We start from the raw sequence: 20,052 nt of genomic DNA, 5'->3' as shown, positions 1-20,052 counted from the left end.
AAGCTCTGAGCGGATGGCTTGAATGAAAACGGCCCGCTTCCTTTGGAGGCGGGCCGTTTTTTTTGCCTGCGTTTTCCCTGTAGGAGCGAGCCTGCTCCGGGCGGCGTTTCTTCAGGGAGTGGTGGTGTTTACGAGGTTGTCTGTAGTCGGATAAACCGTTTTCTGACGGCCGATGCTTCAGAGGCAGTAGGGCAAATCTGAATTTCCTGCCTCTTGATCAGGGCTTCTTGGTGCTCATGCAGAATCGCTCGCCTCCATTCTGCAGAGACACACCGGATGTTCGCTTCTGCTAATCAACCGCGTTTCACGTTGACCGTCGACGGTGTCCAGAGTGAACTCAAAGTGCTTGAGTTCACGGGCAAGGAAGCCATCAGCCAGCCTTATCGCTTTGAAGTGGAACTGGTCAGCGAGCGACCGGACATCGAGCTCGAAAGCCTGCTGCATCGTCAGGCGTTTCTGAGTTTCGATGCGCAAGGTTCCGGTGTTCACGGTCAGATTTTTCGCGTAGGCCAAGGCGATTCCGTAGAGCGTCTGACGCGTTATCAGATCAGCCTCGTGCCGCGTCTGACCTACCTTGATCAGCGCATCAATCAGCGAGTCTTTCAGCACCGAAGCGTGCCGGCCATCATCACGCAAATCTTCAAGGACCACGGCATCCTCGGTGATGCCTTCGAGTTTCAGCTGGGCGGCGACTACCCCGAGCGCGAGTACTGCGTGCAATACGCGGAAAGCGACCTGGCGTTCATTCAGCGGTTATGCGCCGAGATCGGCATTCACTACCACTTCCAGCACAGCCTCGATGGGCATCTGCTGGTGTTCGGTGATGACCAGACGGTTTTTCCGCGCCTGCGCGAACCGACGCCCTACCGGACAGAAGCCGGCATGGCGGGGAATGAACCGGCCATCAAGGGCCTCAATGTACGCCTGGAAACCCGGACGACTGCCGTTACCCTTCGTGACTACGACTTCCATAAGCCCCGACTTGAACTGGAAAGCGATTGCGACACCGGGCAACTGCCGGTGCTGGAGGATTACGGATTCCCAGGGCAATTCATGGATCGCGAAGTCGGCAGGCACTTGGCTCAGCTTGCGCTTGAGCGCCATCGTGCGGATTACCAGCAGGCGCAAGGCAGCGGTGATCAATCCGCCTTGAGCAGCGGGCATTTCCTACAGATAGATGAGCACCCTCGTCAGGAGTGGAATGACCTGTGGCTGCTCACTGAAATCGAGCACCATGGCCGCCAGCCGCAAGTGCTGGAGGAGTCGGCGGGCAGCGACAGCACGGATGGTTTCCAGGGCTATCGCAATACTTTTCTGGCAACGCCGTGGGATGTTTTCTTTCGACCGCCGCTGATCAAGAAGCCCCAGATCGCCGGTTATCAATCTGCCGTGGTCACCGGCCCGAAAGACAGTGAAATCCATTGCGACGAGTTCGGTCGGGTCAAGGTTCAGCTGAAATGGGACCGCGACGGCCAGTTGAACGACCACGCCAGTTGCTGGCTACGGGTCGCCACCGGTTGGGCCCATGACCGTTATGGCAGCGTGTTGATCCCCCGGGTCGGCATGGAGGTTCTCGTGGGTTTCGGCGATGCCGACGCCGACAAGCCATTGATCATAGGGTGCCTGCCTAACGCATCGACGCCAGTGCCCCTGGACCTGCCGGCTGACAAGACCCGCAGCATTTTCCGCAGCCGGAGTAGTCCCGGTGGTGGCGGCTACAACGAATTGCGTATCGAGGACCGCAAAGGCGCCGAGGAAATTTACCTGCGCGCCCAGCGAAACTGGACCCAGCACGTTCTGCATGATCAGCGGGTGCAAGTCGACAACCAACGCAACGTTGTCGTCACCGGTACTGCCCGTCATGAATTGAAGGCCGACGAGCAACGCATCACCCATGGTCAGCGTCAGACCGAGGTGAAACAGGACGATCACTTGTTGGTGGCTGGCGACCGCCTCATTCGCGTGACCAGCCAAGCGCTCAATGCCAATCAGCAGTTTCATGTCAGTGCCGGTCAACAAGTGGTGATCGACGGCGGCATCAACGCGACCATTCAGGCGGGCGGGCACTGGATCAACATCGGCCCTGGCGGGATCTTCAGCAGTGCGCCGATCCAGGTTGGCGGCGCGCCGATGGTGGCCATGACTGCCACGCCGGAGTTGCCGGGGGCGCCGGAAAAACTCAAGGCTGCGCCGCTCAGTGCAGCACAGAAACAAAGCTTCATGAGCAGCGCACCGTTCTGCGAAGAATGTGAGCGTTGTAAGGACGGCATCTGCGCCACTCACGACAATTTGCTCGGCGCATCCAAAACCAAACCCAATGAAGGCGCCGAACCGGGCTTCCACATCGTTGAGCAACCCTTGTCGCGCAAAGCACTCGAAACCCTGCTGTTCCCTCAATCAAACCCCGTAGTGCTGGAAAAATTCCGCAGCCTCAACCCGCAACTCGGCAACTACGCCAAACCGGGGCAGTTGATCGTCCTTAGCGATCCGCAAAACACACAATGCACGCGTGAAGAGGCTCTGTTGATGGAGGCTGAGCAGAAAGTCGATGCGGCGCTGGAGCCGATGAGTGATGAAGAGGCTGAGTTTATGGTTCGGCATCACGGGCTTATTGATTCTTTCCTTGCGCGGAGCTCAACCACTCTTGGAATTAGTGCCGCGATGGTCAGTAGTCACTTGGACAACCTGAAGCAAACGCTGGTGGACATTGAAACCCTCCATCAACGCACGTTCGACAAACACGGAAAACTCAAGGGTGACGATTTCTTTGCCAAACGCAGGCAGTTGATGAAACAGCTTGATAACAGCCTTGGCTCACTGGTGCGCACAGGCGTGGGCATTCCAAATCATACGAAACTTAAAAACGCACTGGGCATTTCCAACCGTAGCCTAGTGCGGCACTGGAGCAAGGCCGGTACAGCGGGCGGGATTCCGGGATATGCCACGCATATTGATGGGGTGAGCAAGGCGAGTAAGGTGATCAAGGCGGGTGGGTGGATTGGGGTGGGATTGGGGGCAGGTGTTTCAGGGCTTAAGGTTAAGGAGACGTGCAGGATAGGGACGGAAGAGGCTTGCAGGAAGGTGAAATATACGGAGGCAGGGAAGTTTGCTGGAAGTCTTGGCGGCGGAGCACTGGGTGGATTACTCGCTAGTCCAGTATGCCTGGCTATTGGAGTTCCAACTTATGGTTTAGGCTCAGTCGCGTGTGTACTTTTGGTTTCTGGATTGGGGGCGACGACATTTGGAACTGCAGGAAGTGATTTCGGTGAGTTTGTGGGAGAGCTTGTATATGAGGTGACAAAGTGAGGTCTGGTTTGGAGGTGTTTTTATTGTTCTTTGGAGGGGGCTTGGTTGTTTGTAGTTTACTTTTGCTCGTTGTTGCAATTTACATTGCTTATTTTCGAGTGAATGAAGTGATTGATAACTTAAGTAATTCATCGTTTGTTAGCTCCAACAGATACTATATGGCGGCAGGCCCATTTGGTCGATTGCTGTTTATTGGCTGCGTAAGTGCAGTGCTGACTTTTCCTCGGCGTCATTTGGAGAGAGGAGAGCTCAATGCGCAGGACTACTCGCGGTTTCCAACAAAATTAATGGTTTTAATTAAACTCGTAAACTATTCAGTATGGACATTGTCCGCATTATTTTTAATTACGTGGGCGGTCGGCAATGGCATTGGTTTGTATGGGCAAAAATAATTGATTTAAGGTTTATTTGGTAGATGATGCGAAGTGATTTTGAGCTTTTGTATGCTTTGTGTTTGTTGCTGGCAATGGTTGCGATTGCAGTTATATCGATTGTGTTGTTTTGTTTTGCATATTTCAGAGTCGACGATATAAGTAATGGTTTAACTAATAGTAAGTTCTTTCTGTCGCGTAAGTCGATGATGGGGAGTGATCCGTTTTCTCGGTTTTTTATTATTTTAAGTGTGGGTGTGGTGTTTGCGTTCCCGTCTCGTTATCTCAAGAGCGGTGAGCTTGATATCGACGACTATAAAAATTTTCCCGCTGGCTTGATGGTCATGATTAAGTTTACTTATCTATCAGGCCTGCTGGTTGGTTTGCTGTTGTTTGTAATTGTTGGTTTTGGGAAGTGGGTGGGGTGGGTAAACTAGTCATTTTGGGGGGGGTCGACAAGGTGGGTAGAATTATTATGTTGATTAGTCGGCTGGTTAGCTGAAGGGTAATCGTTGGCCTAAGCTTGGCGAGTGGAGAGTAAAAAATTCATGCTAAAGGGCTGTTCTCTTCTATTTTTTACTTCGAGTTGTATCCATGATTAGTCCATATGTTTGGCTGCAGAGTGCTCCTCCTTCTGCTGGTGAAAAACTCTTCGCCATTTTCAGCAGCGCCAGCGCCGCTGAGCCGTTCAAGGTTTGGCAGCGTTCAAAAGGCGTTCAGGCGCCGCGCCCGGTTTGGGCGGGCACTGTCTATGCCGAGTGGAAAGAGGTGATGCCCTATGTGGGAATCGTCGACGCGGACAGTGAGTTTTTGCAGTGGGTGTCCACGACCGAGTCCAAGGACTGGGGATGGTTGGCGGTGTCTTCGGCGAGCCTGGAGGTGGTGGTTGAGCATTTGCGTAGCTTGACTCAGGTGAAGCTGCCGGATGGCAAGGCTGTGTTTTTTCGTTTTTGGGATGGGCGTTATTTGTTGCCGATTCTGCGGTCTGCCGAGGTGGACGCTGCGCAACTGTTGCCAGTGATTGGGCGGTGTTTGATCAATGGGCAATCAGCCGAGATTGGCGGTGGCGCAGAGAAAACGGAGAAGGTTTTTCCGTGGTGGGAGGTGCCTGAATCGGTGCTGCAACTTCTTGGCGCTGAGGATGATTCGACCCGCATCGGTAACCTGCTGCAGTGGTTGAGTGAGGAGCAACCTAATGTGTTCGAGGCGTTTTCTGAAAGCGTATTGCGCAGCAAGGTTGCGAATTTTCTCAAAGAGCCTGATTTGCCATCCGTGCCTAAGGATGAAGTGCTGGCGTACTTGCTGGAGGAAATACAGTAGGTCCTAGGACATTTCCGGGCAAGGTCCTCGGAGATTTCCTTCAAGTTGTAGTGGTTTGCATGAACTGGTGGGCGATGGGGTGGAGGGATAGTCTTTGGCTGTCACTGCAAATTCAGTGACAGGGTGTGGAAGCCCTTCTATCGTTAGGCGCGCAAGTGCCACCAGTTCGGCGTTGTCTGTGTTTTATGGTGGTTGTGCGCGGGGCGCTTTCGAGTGCGCCGGGTGCCTAACGTCCCGGTCTTCCACACCTGCGTACAGCCGCCACCCATTGCGTGGAAGTGAAGGGTGACGGTTCCAGTCCATACGTTAGGAAGTTGCAAAATGACAAAACTCCATCCCGATCCACCTTACGTAAAACCCGTCCCTCATCCCGAAAACCGCTTCATGGCCCTCACCAACAACTGCGACGACATGCCGACCCTGTTCGTCGACACCCAGGCGCCGCTCGACGTGCTGTATGACGCGGCCAGCTACCGCATTCAAGCCGTTACCCAAGTGCTGGAAAACCTGTCCATGCGCGGCACGATCGAGTGCGAGTCGTTCATCCTCAGCGACTTCGCCTTACTCTGCGCGATTCCGTTGCGCGATGGCTGCGATGTGCTGGATGTATTGGGGCGGCGGTTGAAGGCGCGGCCTTCGCCATAGGTTTTGTGTCCGGCTGGGCAAGCGTGCCCAGCCGCTCAGCCGTGAACCCCTGACTTGCCGGCCGGTAAAAGGTAAACTTCCCGGCCTTCGCAGGAGCAGCCATGAATTATCGTCACGCCTTCCATGCCGGCAATCACGCCGATGTGTTCAAACACCTGACCTTGACCCGCCTCATCGCCCTGATGTCGCGCAAGGAGCAGCCGTTTGCCTATCTCGACACTCACGCCGGCATTGGCCTGTATGACCTTCAAGGCGATCAGGCCAGTCGTACCGGCGAGTACCTGGAAGGCATCGCGCGTTTGTGGGATCAGCCGGATCTGCCGATCCTGACTGCTGATTACATGCAGGTGTTGCACGAGATGAACCCGGACGGCCAGTTGCGCTATTACCCGGGTTCGCCGGAGTTGGCGCGGCGCCTGACGCGCCCGCAGGACCGCGTGATGCTCAACGAGAAGCACCCGGAAGACGGCGTGCTGCTTAAGGACAACATGGCCGGTGATCGTCGGGTCAAAGTGCATCTGGGCGAAGGCTGGCATGTGCCGCGTGCGATGTTGCCGGTGCAGGAGAAGCGTGCGGTGATGTTGATCGATCCGCCGTTCGAAAAACTCGACGAGATGCAGCGCTGTGCGGCTTCACTCAAAGAGGCGATTGGCCGGATGCGTCAAACCGTGGCGGCGATCTGGTACCCGGTTAAGGACCAGCGTGCGTTGCGTCGTTTCTACCAGGACCTGGCCGGTTCGGGCGCGCCGAAGTTGCTCCGCGTGGAGTTACTGGTGCATCCGCTGGATACGCCCAACAGCCTGAACGGGTCCGGTCTGGCGATTGCCAACCCGCCGTGGGGTCTGGAGGAAGAATTGCGCGAGTTGCTGCCGTGGTTGTCCGAGAAGCTCGGGCAGACCCAGGGTGGGTGGCGGATGGATTGGTTGATTGCCGAGTAATGCTCGGCCCTGTAGGAGCTGGTTTGCCAGCGATAGCGGTCTGGAAATCACCGCCGTACAACCTGCCGCCATCGCCAGCAAGCCGGCTCCTACAAGTGTTCTGCGTTAAATAGGGCAGGTCACGCCAGTACCGCCAATCCCGCAATAACCTTCAGGATTCTTGGCCAGGTATTGCTGGTGATAAGCCTCGGCGAAGAAGAACGTCGGGGCTTCGTCGATTTCGGTGGTGATGATGCCTTTGTCGGCCTTGGTCAGTTCGGCCTGGAACACTTTTGCACTGTTTTTCGCCGCTTCCAGCTGTGCCGGGTTGGTGGCGTAGATTACCGAGCGGTACTGGGTGCCGATGTCATTGCCCTGGCGCATGCCCTGGGTCGGGTTGTGCAATTCCCAGAACATCTTCAGCAGCGCTTCGTAACTGACCTTTGCCGGCTCATAGACCACGAGCACGACTTCGCTGTGGCCGGTCAGGCCAGAGCAGACTTCTTCGTAAGTCGGGTTCGGGGTGAAGCCGCCAGCGTAACCCACGGCCGTACTGACCACGCCTTCACGCTGCCAGAACCTGCGCTCCGCGCCCCAGAAGCAGCCAAGGCCGAAGATCGCGAAATCCACATCCATGGCGAACGGGCCCAGCAGCGGGGCGTCGTGGACAAAGTGTTTTTCCGGCACGGTCATTGGGGTTTCGCGGCCAGGCAGAGCTTGTTCTTTGGTAGGGAGCACGTTTTTGTTCACCAGGATTTCCGAGCGCAGAACCATCATCAGTCCTCTCAGTCAGGTTGAAATAATTAGAGGTGCAGTTTGCCTGACTGTTGATTCGCTGTCAGGCGATTGGGCCGCGCGGGTAGCGTTTGAGCTTTTCGATCAGCTCGGACCCCGGGATCGGCCGGTCGAACAGGTAGCCCTGACCGACGTCGCAGCGGTGGCGGCGCAGGAAGGCTAATTGGTCGGCAGTTTCGATGCCTTCAGCCACGACCTTGATTTTCAGGTTGTGGGCCATGGCGATCACCGCGGAGGTGATTTCCATGTCGTCCTGGTTGTCGGGGATTTCGTGAATGAAGCTTCGGTCGATCTTGATGATGTCGATGGGGAATTTTTTCAGGTAACTGAGCGACGAATAACCGGTGCCGAAGTCGTCCATGGCCAGGGTCAGGCCCAGGCGCTTGAGCTGGTCGAGTTGCAAGTGGGTGTCTTCGGTGGCTTCCAGCAGCAGGCCTTCGGTCAGCTCCAGTTCCAGCAGGTTCGCCGGCAGCGCTTCTTCCTTGAGGATGTTGGCGATGGACGCCACCAGGTCCGGATCCGAGAACTGTTTGGGCGACAGGTTGATCGCCACCTGGAGATTGCCCAGCCCCGCGGCCGTCAGCTCTTTGCTCATGCGGCAGGCCTGGCGGGCGATCCATTTGCCGATCGGAATGATCAGGCCGGTTTCTTCGGCGACGCTGATGAACTGGTCCGGGCGGATCATGCCCTTTTCCGGATGATCCCAACGCAACAGCGCTTCCATCCCCAGAAGACGTCCGCTGCGCAGGCAGAGCTTGGGCTGGTAGAACACATCCAGTTCGTTTTGGGTCAGCGCGCGGCGCAGGTTGTTCTCGACGAACAGCTTGTAACTGGCCTCGGCATTTAGCGCCTCGGTGAAGATTTGAACCTGGTGTTTGCCATTGGCCTTGGCCTTGTGCAGCGCCAACCCGGCGTTACGCATCAAGGTTTGCGGGTCGCGCCCGTGCAGCGGCGCGCAGGCCAGGCCCACGGAGCCGGTGACGCTGATCAGCTGGTTGTCGACGAACATCGGTTTGTCGAGGGTCGCCAGTAATTGATTGGCCACTTGCTGACCCACCGAGAGGTCGCTGTTGTCCAGCAACACGGCGAATTCGTTACTGGCGAACCGTGCCAGGCTGCCGCTCGGGATCAGGCTGTTACGCAGGCGCCGGGCCAGGCTGATCAGCAGTTTGTCGCCGGTCTGGTGGCCGAGGCTGTCGTTGATCCGCTTGAAGTTGTCGATGTCCACCAGCAACAGGCTGATCGGCGCATCGCTGTCGCGGGCAAAACGCTCGTCGAGGTTGCGGATAAACGCCGGACGGTTGCCGAGGTTGGTCAGATTATCGGTGTAAGCCAGGCGCTCGATGCGTTGTTGCGCAAGCTTGTTCTGGGTGATGTCTTCGTAAATGCCGATGTAATGGGTCAGTTCGCGGTTGTCGCCGTAGACCTTGGAAATCGACAACTGGCCCCAGTAGGGTTCAAGGTTTTTGCGGCGGCTCTTGAACTCGCCCTGCCAACTGTTGCTTTTGGCCAGTGCGGAAGGGGCGTCGAACAACAATTCGCTGAGATTTTCCAGTGCCGGCAGCTCCGACAGCCGTTGGCCGTGGACTTCTTCGGTGCTGTATTGGGTGATCGCGGTGAAGCTCGGGTTGACGTACTCGACCACGCCGTCGCAATTGACCAGCAAAAAGGCGTTGGCGCTTTGCTCGACCGCACGCTGGAACAAGTGCAGGGCGCTGGTAGCGGTGCGCCGGTTGTGGTTGCTGATGACCTGGGCGAACTGATCGGCCAGTTCACCGGCAAAGGCTATTTCATCCGACTGCCAGGCGCGGGTAGCGCCGATTTGTTCCAGGCACAGTACCCCGACCACCTGGCCGTCGACCCGGATACTGGCGTCGAGCATGGCGTTTACATCGCGCGGGCGCAGGTGTTCGGCCATTTCCCGGGTGCGCGGATCGTGCATGGCATTGTGGGCGTCGATTGCGCGGCCAGTGTGCAAGGCGTCGAGGTAATCCGGGAAACCACTGACGTCGATCGGCTGCGGCAACAGGTATTCCTGGCTGGCGCGGTGATAGGCCGAGATCGGTACCAGCATCGGGCCTTCGAGGTTCCACAGGCTGGCGCAGTCAATCTGGTAAATATCGCAGGCGCTGCGAGTGATCAGTTCGGCGGCTTCTTGCAGGGAATTGTTGCTGCTGTAGCGTTGACGGGTCAGCAACAGGATCAGGTCCTGCTGGGCGCGCACCCGGTCCAGGTGCAGTAATTGCTCCTGCTGGGCACGTTGGTTGAGTTCGAGAGCGATTTGCAGGCGCGAGTTCTGGGTTTCCAGGTCAAGGGCCGGTAGCAGCGGGTCATCTTCGAACAGGCCGTCGATCACCAGCAGGTAGCCGCGCAGCAGGTGTCGGTTGTGTTGTTTGAAGGGTTCGCCCATTTCCAGCAGGGTCAGCGAACCTGAGGCGGTGTGCAGGGTGTAGCGGATCAGATAGTGCGAGCCTTCGCTCAGTTGCTGCTGGATCGCATCATGCAATTGATAGCGTGCTTCCGGCTCCATCAGGCTGGCGTAGGGCGAGCCGACCAGAGCGCACAGCTCCATGGCCGGCAGGCCGAATTGGCGTTCGCAATTGGGGTCGAGAAACAGCAGGGCCCAGCTGGGTTCATTAAGCCGTTCGAAACGCAGCATGCCGAGCCGCGAGGGCACAGGCAACTGCGTTACTACCTCGGCCACCATACGGCTGGCGGCATCGGGTTGGCTTTTCATATGGAGGGAAACTCGCTTCGAATATGCTGAACGCGCCGGGCTCTCGCCCTCTTTACTGTAGGCAGCGGCAAGGTTGCATCATTGCGACACCGACTGACAAGAGACATGAAGGCCAAGTGCTATAAGAATATGTCGGCAGGAGCTAAGATTTCTTCAATTGAAGTCAAAAGTAATGCTATCGAGCGAAAAGATCGCAGCCTGGGCAGCTCCAACAGGGTGTATGCCGTCCCAATGTAGGAGCTACCGAAGGCTGCGATCTTTTGGTTTTAATGCAGCGAAATGCTGGTTGACTCCAAGAGGTGACCCTCTCGGTTGTGGTAGCGCACATCAATCCGGTCTGCCTCGACTATGAGGTGCGCAAAGTTGTCCTGGCTGATCACATTGCCGGTCAATTCATGTCGATAGTCGCCAGCAACAGTCCGGGCCAGCGGTTGGTCGAGAACGAAGGTGGACGCTTTGGCATAAGGCAGCAGTCTGCTGTTGCACAGCGGTGACGAGACGATGGTGTGAACCTCGAAGTCGGGATCCTCGCTGTGGGTCAGCCGACTGGTAAGGGAGCCATGCACATCGCCGGACACGAAGAAAACGTTCTTGATGCAGTGAGTCCGGATGGTTTCCAGTAATCGCAGGCGTTGCTCGGGAAAGGCTTTCCACGCGTCATCGCCCAGGCGTTTGCGGTCAGGGTAGAACATGACGCTGGTGACCACGAATTTGACCCGCGCCTGGCTGTGGATCAGCCAGTTACACAAGGCCTGTTCTTGTTCGATATCAAGGATCCGGCGGTCCGTGGTCGAGAAAATGCGTCGGGTTCGACTGTCGGTGACAAACCATTCAATATCGCCGTCGGCGAACTGATACCAATAACGTTTCAACGGATGACTTATTTGCCCAAGGGCATTCAGTTCATGGGCCGGGCTGTGACTGGCTTGATATAACTCATAGGCTGCCATGGCATTTTTATATAAGTGCTCGTCGCCGTTCTTTTTATTGGCTGGCCAGTTATCTTCGATTTCATGGTCGTCGAGGATCATGTAAGTCGGAATGCTGGACATTAACTTTGCAATATGAGGCTGGGAAAAAGCCGATCGATACTTTGCGAGTATTTCGTTGTATTCCCGGTCGGGAGCAAGGAAGTTCAAGTCATCGACATACACTTGATCACCGGTCATCAGCATGGCGCTGATTGACGGATAAGCAGCCTGCGACAAACGTGAGATCGAGGCGAAAATCCGGTCACCCAGATGAGGGGCGGATGGAATGCCGGCGGTCATGCGCAGGTAACGGCAGGAGCCGACGATATAGGCCCGGGGCGTTGCATTCTTGTCCGGTAGTGTCCGAAAGCGATAAATCTCTCGGGGCCACTGCAGTGGCAGTTCCTGTACCGTCTCTACGGTATGCACTGGGTTCATCGGACTGAACCAGCCAGCCTGATATTCGTATTCTGTATCGGCGAGAAGATTATGCAGGACGATGACATCGGACATGTCGCGGGTGTCGGTCAGTCGGGTAAATATACCTTTACTCCAGCGCTCATCACCTTGCTGTCGATGACGAATTCCGGCAAATACCAACGTATTTTTTTTTGATTCTCCACGTAGAAAGATTCGGGCGAAGTTACATGTCGTGTGGCCAATAATAGGGCCGACCGTAGGCTTATACATTTCGAGTCCATTCGAAAAATTTTTGATTAAGTTTTTTTTGTAAAGGCTATTAATTAAAACCTTTAACTAAGCCTAGTGTTTTGATCCAACAAAATACCGGGCTGAAGTGGACTCAAGGTGTGGGCGATATCAGCCGTGATCGTAGGATTTGGTTTTTTTGCAGGCAAAAAAAGCCCCGCCAAATTGACGGGGTTGAGGTACGAGCGTGGCGCTCGGAAAACGAAACGCGACAGGCCCTCCGGTCAAGGAGGGCCGGCCGGTATTACAGCAGGATGGTGCGGATGTCCGCCAGCAGGTCGCTCAGACGCTTGGTGAAGCGTGCAGCAGCGGCGCCGTTGATCACACGGTGATCATAGGACAGCGACAGTGGCAGCATCAGTTTCGGCTGGAAGGCTTTGCCGTCCCAGACTGGCTGGATGGTTGCCTTGGAAACACCGAGGATCGCCACTTCCGGCGCGTTGACGATCGGCGTGAAGCCGGTGCCGCCAATGTGGCCGAGGCTGGAAATGGTGAAGCAGGCGCCTTGCATGTCGTCAGCGGTAAGCTTTTTGTCGCGGGCCTTGGCAGCCAGCGCAGCGGCTTCGGCGGCCAGCTGCAGCAGGCTCTTCTGGTCGACGTTCTTGATGACCGGTACCAGCAGGCCTTCTGGCGTGTCGACCGCGAAGCCGATGTTCACGTACTTCTTGCGGATGATCGCCTTGCCGCTTGGCGCCAGCGAACTGTTGAAGTCCGGCAGTTCCTTGAGCAAGTGCGCGCAGGACTTGAGCAGCAGCGGCAGGATGGTCAGCTTGACGCCAGCCTTCTCTGCAACGGCTTTTTGAGCGACACGGAACGCTTCCAGCTCAGTGATATCAGCCGAATCGAACTGAGTCACGTGCGGAATGTTCAGCCAGCTGCGATGCAGGCTCGACGCGCCGATTTGCATCAGGCGAGTCATCGGCACTTCTTCGGTTTCACCGAAGCGGCTGAAGTCCACGACCGGAATCGGCGGGATGCCCGCGCCACCGGTTGCGCCAGCGGCTGCGGCCGGTGCTTCCTTGGCCTTCTGCATCATGGCTTTGACGTAAACCTGCACGTCTTCCTTGAGGATGCGACCGTGCGGACCGCTGGCGCCAACAGCGCTCAGCTCGACGCCGAATTCACGCGCCAGTTGGCGCACTGCCGGGCCGGCGTGAACCTTGGCGCCAGGCTTGGCTGGAGCAGCAACCGGAGCGGCAGCAGCAGGTGCGGCGGTAGCCGGAGCAGCGGCGGCTGGCGCAGGAGCGCTCGCAGCGGCGGCAGCTGGTGCCGGGGCAGCAGCAGGCGCCGCGCCTTTGACTTTAAGCTTGAGGATCAGGTCGCCAGTACCGACTTCGTCATCCAGCTTGACGGAAACGCTTTCCACCACGCCCGCGGCAGGCGATGGAATTTCCATGCTCGCCTTGTCGGATTCCAGGGTGATCAGCGACTGGTCGGCTTCAACGGTGTCGCCGGCCTTGATCAAAACTTCGATGATCTTGGCCTTGCCCGCCGAACCGATGTCCGGAACGTGGATGTCCTGGACGCTGTCGGCAACCGGTGCGGCAGGCGCAGCGGCCGGAGCCGGAGCCGCGGCAGCAGGAGCAGCAGCCTGGGCTGGAGCAGCGGCAGCCGGAGCCGCAGCCCCCGCCACTTCCAGATCCAGAATCAGGTCGCCGGTGCCGACTTCGTCGTTGAGCTTGACGCTGATGGCCTTGACCACGCCAGCGGCAGGCGAAGGGATTTCCATGCTGGCCTTGTCGGATTCCAGGGTGATCAGCGACTGATCAGCCTCGACAGTGTCGCCGACCTTGACCTGGATCTCGATGATCTGGGCCTTGCCCGACGAACCGATGTCCGGCACGTGCACTTGCTGAACCGAAGCGGCAGCCGGCGCAGCAGCAGGAGCTGCTGGCGCTGGAGCAGCGGCCGGTTTCTCTTCGGCTTTGGCGGCTGGCGCAGCGGCGGCCGCTGGAGCCGCAGCAGCGGCACCTTCGACTTCCAGCTCCAGCAGTTCGTCGCCTTCTTTCAGGCGATCGCCCAGCTTCACTTTCAGGCTCTTGACGATACCGGCCTTCGGCGCAGGCACTTCCATGCTCGCCTTGTCCGATTCCAGTGTCAGGATGCTCTGTTCGGCTTCGATACGGTCGCCGACCTTCACAAACAGTTCAATTACTTCACCTTCACCGCTGCCGATGTCAGGTACGCGAATGAGTTCGCTCACAGAATCTCTCCTCAGCAGTCCAGTGGGTTGAGTTTTTCCGGGTTGATACCGAACTTGGCGATGGCTTCAGCCACAACCTTAGGTTCGATGTCACCACGGTCAGCCAGTGCTTCCAGGGCTGCCAACACCACGAAATGACGGTCGACTTCGAAGAAATGACGCAGTTTCTTGCGGCTGTCGCTGCGGCCGAAACCGTCGGTGCCCAGGACTTTGAATTCCTTGGACGGTACCCACTGACGGATCTGTTCGGCGAACAGTTTCATGTAGTCGGTAGAGGCGATGACCGGACCTTTACGGCCGTTCAGGCACTCTTCCACATAGCTCAGCTTAGGCTTCTGGCCAGGGTGCAGACGGTTGGTGCGCTCAACGGCCAGGCCGTCGCGACGCAGTTCGTTGAAGCTGGTAACGCTCCATACGTCAGCACCGACGTTGAACTCTTCACGCAGGATCTTCGCTGCTTCACGGACTTCACGCAGGATGGTGCCGGAGCCCATCAGCTGAACGTGGTGCGCCGCTTCGCGGGTGTCTTCTTCGAGCAAGTACATGCCTTTCTTGATGCCTTCTTCGGCACCGGCCGGCATGGCTGGCTGCTGGTACGACTCGTTCATCACGGTGATGTAGTAGAAGACGTCCTGTTGCTCTTCGGTCATCTTCTTCATGCCATCCTGGATGATCACCGCCAGCTCGTAGCCGTAGGTTGGATCGTAGGTGCGGCAGTTCGGGATGGTCGCGGCCAGCAGGTGGCTGTGACCGTCTTCGTGTTGCAGGCCTTCACCGTTCAGGGTGGTCCGGCCGGCGGTGCCGCCGATCAGGAAGCCACGGGTACGGCTGTCGCCAGCGGCCCATGCGAGGTCGCCGATACGCTGGAAGCCGAACATCGAGTAGAAGATGTAGAACGGCAGCATTGGCTGGTTGTGGCTGGAGTACGAAGTACCGGCAGCGATGAAGGAGCTCATGGCGCCTGCTTCGTTGATGCCTTCTTCGAGGATCTGGCCCTTCTTGTCTTCCTTGTAGAACATCACCTGGTCTTTATCGACTGGCTCGTAGAGCTGGCCGACGGACGAGTAGATGCCCAACTGACGGAACATGCCTTCCATACCGAAGGTACGGGCTTCGTCCGGAATGATCGGCACGATGCGCGGGCCGATTTCCTTGTCCTTGACCAGTTGCGCCAGGATGCGCACGAAAGCCATGGTGGTGGAAATTTCACGGTCGCCGGAACCGTCGAGGATCGCCTTGAGGGTATCCAGATCCGGAGTCGGTACGCTGAAGCTCTGCGCGCGACGCTGTGGCACGAAACCGCCCAGTGCAGTGCGGCGCTCGCTCAGGTAGCGGGCTTCGGCGCTGTTTGGCTCTGGCTTGAAGAACGGCAGGTTCTCCAGCTCTTCGTCCTTGACCGGAATGTCGAAACGATCGCGGAACAGCTTCAGGCTTTCAACATCAACCTTCTTGGTGTTGTGCGCGGTGTTCTTCGCTTCGCCGGCACCGGTGCCATAACCCTTGATGGTCTTGGCCAGGATGACGGTAGGTTGTTCTTTGTGATTGACCGCTTCGTGGTACGCCGCGTAGACCTTGTACGGGTCGTGGCCGCCACGGTTGAGTTTCCAGATTTCGTCGTCGGACAGGTCTGCAACCATCGCCTTGAGTTCCGGCGAGTTGAAGAAGTGTTCACGGACGAACGCGCCGTCTTTGGCTTTGTAGTTCTGGTACTCGCCGTCAATGACTTCGTCCATGCGGCGTTGCAGGATGCCGTCGACGTCCTTGGCCAGCAGTGGGTCCCAGAAACGGCCCCAGATGACTTTGGTCACGTTCCACTGAGCACCGCGGAACACGCCTTCGAGTTCCTGGATGATCTTGCCGTTGCCGCGAACCGGGCCGTCGAGGCGCTGCAGGTTGCAGTTGATGACGAAGATCAGGTTGTCCAGCTTCTCGCGGCCAGCCAGGGAGATCGCGCCCAGGGATTCCGGCTCGTCGCACTCGCCGTCGCCCAGGAAGCACCAGACTTTCTGCTTGCCGGCAGGAATGAACCCACGTGCTTCCAGGTACTTCATGAAACGCGCCTGGTAGATCGCCTGGATCGGGCCCAGACCCATGGATACAGTCGGGAACTGCCAGAAGTCAGGCATCAGCCAAGGGTGCGGATAGGACGACAAGCCCTGGCCGTCGACTTCCTGGCGGAAGTTGTTCATTTGGTCTTCGGAGATGCGGCCTTCCATGAACGCACGGGCGTATACGCCTGGCGAGGTGTGGCCCTGGAAGTAGATCAGGTCGCCGCCGTGTTCGTCGGTCGGGGCCTGGAAGAAGTAGTTGAAGCCGATGTCATACAGGGTCGCACTGGAAGCGAAGCTGGAGATGTGACCACCCAGGTCAGAATCTTTCAGGTTCGTACGCATCACCATGGCCATCGCGTTCCAGCGCACCAACGAGCGAATGCGGCGTTCCATGAACAGGTCGCCAGGCATGCGTGCTTCGTGGGTAACGGGGATCGTGTTGCGGTAAGGCGTGGTGATGGCGTAAGGCAACTGCGAACCGCTGCGGGTTGCGAGTTCACCCATACGGGTCATCAGATAGTGAGCACGGTCTTCGCCTTCTTTGTCGAGAACCGATTCCAGGGCGTCCAGCCATTCCTGGGTTTCGACGGGATCGAGGTCTTGCATGGCTTGCTCCAGGGCGGAAAGGCTACCAGAATCGGTTGCCTGAGTTAGCGACTGGCCTTGTGGGCAGACGTTATGAATTCTTGGATTGCCGATAGGTTGTTCCGGCGGCGTGTAGTTTTACTACAAATCAACGGGCATTTCAGCTATCCGAATGTATATACGAGTAGTAAAACTACAGATGAGCGGCTTGTGGCCTCCGACTACGTTGTGAGAATAATCGTTAAGGTTGGAATTTTTCCAACCGGGAAAGGTGAAAGCTTGATGTGGCCTGCCAATAAAAAAGCAATTTCAGCTATTTCTAACCTTTGTTCGACAGTCGATCAGGTAGTGAGTTTTGAAAAATCACTACATGCCGCCTTCTATACGCCGATCAAGGATAGACCATGAGCCTCCCTTCGCTTGTTGAACTGCCCGCCATTCTCCTGCCGTTTGTCACCCGCGCCGAGCAGTCGTTCCGAACCGCCGTCGAGGCACTGGATGACGACCATGGCCTGGCCGCATGGCCCCCTGAACGCTGGGCGCAATTTGCCCGCGTCACCGCCGCCAGCGACTTCGTCATCGAACAAAGTGTGCGTGATCCGCTGATGCTGCTTGAGCTGGTGCAGTCGGGCGAGCTGGACCGTAGCTTTGCGCCCGGCGAGTTGTGCGCGCAGATCGCGGCAGCCGTGAACGAGGCCGAGACCGATGATCAGCTCGCGCGAGCATTGCGCCGCCAACGCGCCCGCCACCAGGTGCGGATCATCTGGCGCGACCTGACCCGCCAGGCCGATCTGATCCAGACCTGCCGCGACCTTTCGGACATGGCCGATGCCAGCATCGATCAGGCCTATCAATGGTTGTACGCGCGGCACTGCCAGCAATTCGGCGTGCCGACCGGTCGCCGCAGTGGCGAGCCACAGCAAATGGTCGTGCTCGGCATGGGCAAGCTAGGTGCCGTTGAGCTGAACCTGTCGTCTGACATCGACCTGATTTTCGCCTACCCCGAGGGTGGTGAAACCGTCGGCGTGAAGCGCTCGCTGGATAACCAGGAATTCTTCATTCGTCTCGGCCAGCGCTTGATCAAGGCGCTGGACCCGATGACCGTCGACGGTTTTGTATTCCGCGTCGACATGCGCCTGCGGCCCTATGGTTCGTCGGGCGCGCTGGTCCTGAGTTTCAATGCGCTGGAGCAGTATTACCAGGATCAGGGTCGCGACTGGGAACGCTACGCGATGATCAAGTCGCGGGTGGTGGCCGGTGATCAGGTGGCCGGCGCGCAACTGCAAGAGATGTTGCGGCCGTTCGTTTACCGGCGTTACCTGGATTTTTCAGCCATCGAAGCGCTGCGCACCATGAAGCAGCTGATTCAGCAGGAAGTCCGGCGCAAGGGCATGGCCGACAACATAAAGCTCGGTTCCGGCGGCATCCGCGAAGTGGAGTTTATCGCCCAGGCTTTCCAGCTTATTCACGGTGGTCGTGACCTGAGCCTGCAGCAACGCCCGCTATTAAAAGTACTGAGCACGCTGGAAGGTCAGGGTTACCTGCCGCCAGCAGTGATCAGTGAACTGCGCGAAGGCTACGAATTCTTGCGCTATACCGAACATGCGATCCAGGCGATTGCCGACCGTCAGACCCAGATGCTGCCGGACGGCGCCCAGGACCAGGCGCGCATTGCCTTTATGCTGGGCTTCGACGATTGGGCTGCTTTCCATGAGCGGCTGATGTACTGGCGTGGCCGCGTGGCCTGGCACTTCGCTCAGGTGATCGCCGACCCCGACGAGGAGCAGGGGGGCGAGAGTGAAGTGGTGGTCGGCGGTGAATGGCTGCCGCTGTGGGAAGAGGCTCAGGATGAAGAGGCGGCTTGCCGTCAGTTGCAGGAAGGCGGATTCACCGACGCCACCAAGGCTCTGAAAGCCTTGGCCAGCCTGCGCGGCAGTCCGCAATTGCGTGCGATGCAGCGTCTGGGGCGCGAACGACTCGATGCTTTTATTCCGCGCTTGCTGGCTCAAGCCGTGGAGCACGCCAATCCGGATCTGGTGCTGGAACGAGTACTGCCTTTGGTTGAGGCCGTGGCCCGCCGTTCTGCCTATCTGGTGTTGCTGACTGAAAACCCCGGCGCGCTGCGTCGCTTGCTGACCTTGTGCGCGGCGAGCCCGTGGATCGCCGAGCAGATCACCCGTTTCCCGTTGCTGCTCGACGAACTGCTCAACGAGGGTCGACTGTTCAAGCCGCCCCTGGCCCCGGAACTCGCCGCCGAGTTGCGCGAGCGTTTGACGCGGATTCCCGAGGACGATCTCGAACAACAAATGGAAGCCCTGCGCCATTTCAAACTGGCGCATCGCTTGCGCGTCGCGGCCTCGGAAATCGCCGGCAACCTGCCGTTGATGAAAGTCAGCGACTACCTGACCTGGCTCGCCGAAGCGATCCTGGAGCAGGTGCTAGCCCTGGCCTGGCGTCAAACGGTGGCCAAATACGGCACGCCATTGCGCACCGACGGCACCTTGTGCGATCCCGGCTTTATTATTGTCGGTTACGGGAAAGTCGGTGGCCTGGAACTGGGACATGGTTCGGACCTCGATCTGGTGTTCATCCACGATGGCGATCCACAGGCGGAAACCGACGGGCCGAAGCCCATCGATGGCGCGCAATTTTTCACCCGGCTCGGGCAGCGGATCATTCACTTGCTCACGGCGCAGACCAACTCCGGGCAGCTCTATGAAGTGGACATGCGCCTGCGACCGTCAGGCGCGTCGGGGTTGCTGGTGAGTTCGCTGGGCGCATTTGCCCGCTATCAGGAAAATGAAGCCTGGACCTGGGAACATCAGGCATTGGTGCGTGCGCGGGTGCTGGTCGGCAGCACGGATGTCGGCCAGGCCTTCGAGCAGGTTCGCGCGGCGATCCTGGGCAAGGCGCGTGATTTGCCGACGTTGCGCCAGGAGGTCAGCGAGATGCGCGCCAAGATGCGCGATAACCTCGGCAGCAAGAGTACGGCGGCCGGCACCGGGGCAAATGCCTTCGAGGCCACGGCGCCGTTCGATCTCAAGCAGGACGCCGGAGGTATCGTCGATATTGAATTTATGGTGCAATACGCGGCCCTGGCGTGGTCGCAAACGCACCCGCCATTGCTGCGCTGGACCGATAACATCCGTATTCTGGAAGAGCTGGAACACGAAGGGTTGATGCCCGTCGAAGATGCCAGTCTGCTGCGTGAAGCCTATAAGGCTTACCGCTCCGCCGCCCACCGGCAGGCCTTGCAGAAGGACCCCGGGGTGATACCGGGCGATCAGTTCGCGGACGAACGGCGGCAGGTCATGCGGATCTGGCGTGAGCTGGGGCTAAGCTGATTCTCGCTGGTTGAAGCGATGAGATTCAAATGTGGGAGCGAGCCTGCTCGCGATGAGGCCGTCACATCCAGCATCTATGCTGACTGTTACGCCGCCATC

General features: G+C 57.9%; 12 protein-coding genes and 1 pseudogene. 8 read left to right on the top strand and 5 right to left on the bottom strand.

The genetic code is table 11. The annotated features are described in order from the left end of the window. Positions 1-276 precede the first annotated feature (276 nt). The 6 genes and pseudogenes from ABVN21_RS21270 to rlmJ form a co-directional block, all read left to right on the top strand. Positions 277-2,277 (top strand): annotated as a pseudogene (locus ABVN21_RS21270) (type VI secretion system tip protein VgrG); the annotation flags it as partial. A gap of 1,025 nt (positions 2,278-3,302) precedes the next feature. Continuing rightward, positions 3,303-3,698, top strand: coding sequence for a hypothetical protein (locus ABVN21_RS21265; RefSeq protein WP_339555170.1), 396 nt, complete (start codon positions 3,303-3,305; stop codon positions 3,696-3,698). 23 nt (positions 3,699-3,721) lie between these two features. Further along, a complete protein-coding gene (locus ABVN21_RS21260) occupies positions 3,722-4,114 on the top strand; it encodes a hypothetical protein (RefSeq protein ID WP_339555171.1) in 393 nt (130 codons plus the stop codon). 157 nt (positions 4,115-4,271) lie between these two features. Then, positions 4,272-4,997, top strand: coding sequence for a DUF4123 domain-containing protein (locus ABVN21_RS21255; protein WP_339555172.1), 726 nt, complete (start codon positions 4,272-4,274; stop codon positions 4,995-4,997). Between the two features lie 321 nt (positions 4,998-5,318). Then, positions 5,319-5,642 carry a hypothetical protein gene (locus ABVN21_RS21250; RefSeq protein WP_339555173.1) on the top strand — a complete coding sequence of 108 codons (324 nt, stop codon included), beginning with the start codon at positions 5,319-5,321 and terminating at the stop codon, positions 5,640-5,642. Positions 5,643-5,743: 101 nt separating this feature from the next. Beyond that, on the top strand, positions 5,744-6,580 hold the full coding sequence (gene rlmJ / locus ABVN21_RS21245) for a 23S rRNA (adenine(2030)-N(6))-methyltransferase RlmJ (RefSeq protein ID WP_339555174.1): 837 nt from the start codon (positions 5,744-5,746) through the stop codon (positions 6,578-6,580). A gap of 105 nt (positions 6,581-6,685) precedes the next feature. On the opposite strand, the gene msrA is transcribed toward rlmJ, so the two are convergent. The 5 genes from msrA to aceE all read right to left on the bottom strand — a co-directional run bounded on the left by msrA (position 6,686) and on the right by aceE (position 16,630). Next, positions 6,686-7,333, bottom strand: coding sequence for a peptide-methionine (S)-S-oxide reductase MsrA (gene msrA, locus ABVN21_RS21240; RefSeq protein ID WP_339555210.1), 648 nt, complete (start codon positions 7,331-7,333; stop codon positions 6,686-6,688). A gap of 64 nt (positions 7,334-7,397) precedes the next feature. Next, a complete protein-coding gene (locus ABVN21_RS21235) occupies positions 7,398-10,091 on the bottom strand; it encodes an EAL domain-containing protein (protein ID WP_339555175.1) in 2,694 nt (897 codons plus the stop codon). Between the two features lie 266 nt (positions 10,092-10,357). Then, positions 10,358-11,752, bottom strand: a complete 1,395-nt coding sequence (locus ABVN21_RS21230) for an alkaline phosphatase D family protein (protein ID WP_339555176.1) — start codon at positions 11,750-11,752, stop codon at positions 10,358-10,360. Positions 11,753-12,014: 262 nt separating this feature from the next. Further along, positions 12,015-13,973: a dihydrolipoyllysine-residue acetyltransferase gene (gene aceF / locus ABVN21_RS21225; protein WP_339555177.1), complete on the bottom strand. Its 1,959-nt coding sequence runs from the start codon at positions 13,971-13,973 to the stop codon at positions 12,015-12,017. Positions 13,974-13,984: 11 nt separating this feature from the next. Next, on the bottom strand, positions 13,985-16,630 hold the full coding sequence (gene aceE / locus ABVN21_RS21220; RefSeq protein ID WP_339555178.1) for a pyruvate dehydrogenase (acetyl-transferring), homodimeric type: 2,646 nt from the start codon (positions 16,628-16,630) through the stop codon (positions 13,985-13,987). Positions 16,631-16,702: 72 nt separating this feature from the next. Between aceE and ABVN21_RS21215 the strand changes: the two genes are divergently transcribed. Both ABVN21_RS21215 and glnE read left to right on the top strand, forming a co-directional pair. Beyond that, positions 16,703-17,017, top strand: a complete 315-nt coding sequence (locus ABVN21_RS21215) for a hypothetical protein (RefSeq protein WP_339555179.1) — start codon at positions 16,703-16,705, stop codon at positions 17,015-17,017. Then, on the top strand, positions 17,014-19,953 hold the full coding sequence (gene glnE / locus ABVN21_RS21210) for a bifunctional [glutamate--ammonia ligase]-adenylyl-L-tyrosine phosphorylase/[glutamate--ammonia-ligase] adenylyltransferase (RefSeq protein ID WP_339555180.1): 2,940 nt from the start codon (positions 17,014-17,016) through the stop codon (positions 19,951-19,953). Before ABVN21_RS21215 ends, glnE begins: the two co-directional genes overlap by 4 nt. Positions 19,954-20,052 lie beyond the last annotated feature (99 nt).

Origin of the sequence: Pseudomonas sp. MYb327 (genome assembly GCF_040438925.1) — a bacterium.
In the GTDB taxonomy this organism is placed as follows: Bacteria; Pseudomonadota; Gammaproteobacteria; order Pseudomonadales; family Pseudomonadaceae; genus Aquipseudomonas.
Note: the sequence above shows the minus strand (reverse complement) of the source record. Positions and strands in the feature narration are given on the sequence as shown.

What these genes read in the sequence shown, in the direction of transcription:
- ABVN21_RS21260 (WP_339555171.1), top strand. Translation starts at nt 3,722, where the DNA reads ATGATGCGAAGTGATTTTGAGCTTTTGTATGCTTTGTGTTTGTTGCTG.
- ABVN21_RS21235 (WP_339555175.1), bottom strand. Translation starts at nt 10,091, where the DNA reads ATGAAAAGCCAACCCGATGCCGCCAGCCGTATGGTGGCCGAGGTAGTA.
- msrA (WP_339555210.1), bottom strand. Translation starts at nt 7,333, where the DNA reads ATGGTTCTGCGCTCGGAAATCCTGGTGAACAAAAACGTGCTCCCTACC.
- glnE (WP_339555180.1), top strand. Translation starts at nt 17,014, where the DNA reads ATGAGCCTCCCTTCGCTTGTTGAACTGCCCGCCATTCTCCTGCCGTTT.
- ABVN21_RS21250 (WP_339555173.1), top strand. Translation starts at nt 5,319, where the DNA reads ATGACAAAACTCCATCCCGATCCACCTTACGTAAAACCCGTCCCTCAT.
- ABVN21_RS21215 (WP_339555179.1), top strand. Translation starts at nt 16,703, where the DNA reads ATGAATTCTTGGATTGCCGATAGGTTGTTCCGGCGGCGTGTAGTTTTA.
- ABVN21_RS21230 (WP_339555176.1), bottom strand. Translation starts at nt 11,752, where the DNA reads ATGTATAAGCCTACGGTCGGCCCTATTATTGGCCACACGACATGTAAC.
- aceE (WP_339555178.1), bottom strand. Translation starts at nt 16,630, where the DNA reads ATGCAAGACCTCGATCCCGTCGAAACCCAGGAATGGCTGGACGCCCTG.
- ABVN21_RS21255 (WP_339555172.1), top strand. Translation starts at nt 4,272, where the DNA reads ATGATTAGTCCATATGTTTGGCTGCAGAGTGCTCCTCCTTCTGCTGGT.
- rlmJ (WP_339555174.1), top strand. Translation starts at nt 5,744, where the DNA reads ATGAATTATCGTCACGCCTTCCATGCCGGCAATCACGCCGATGTGTTC.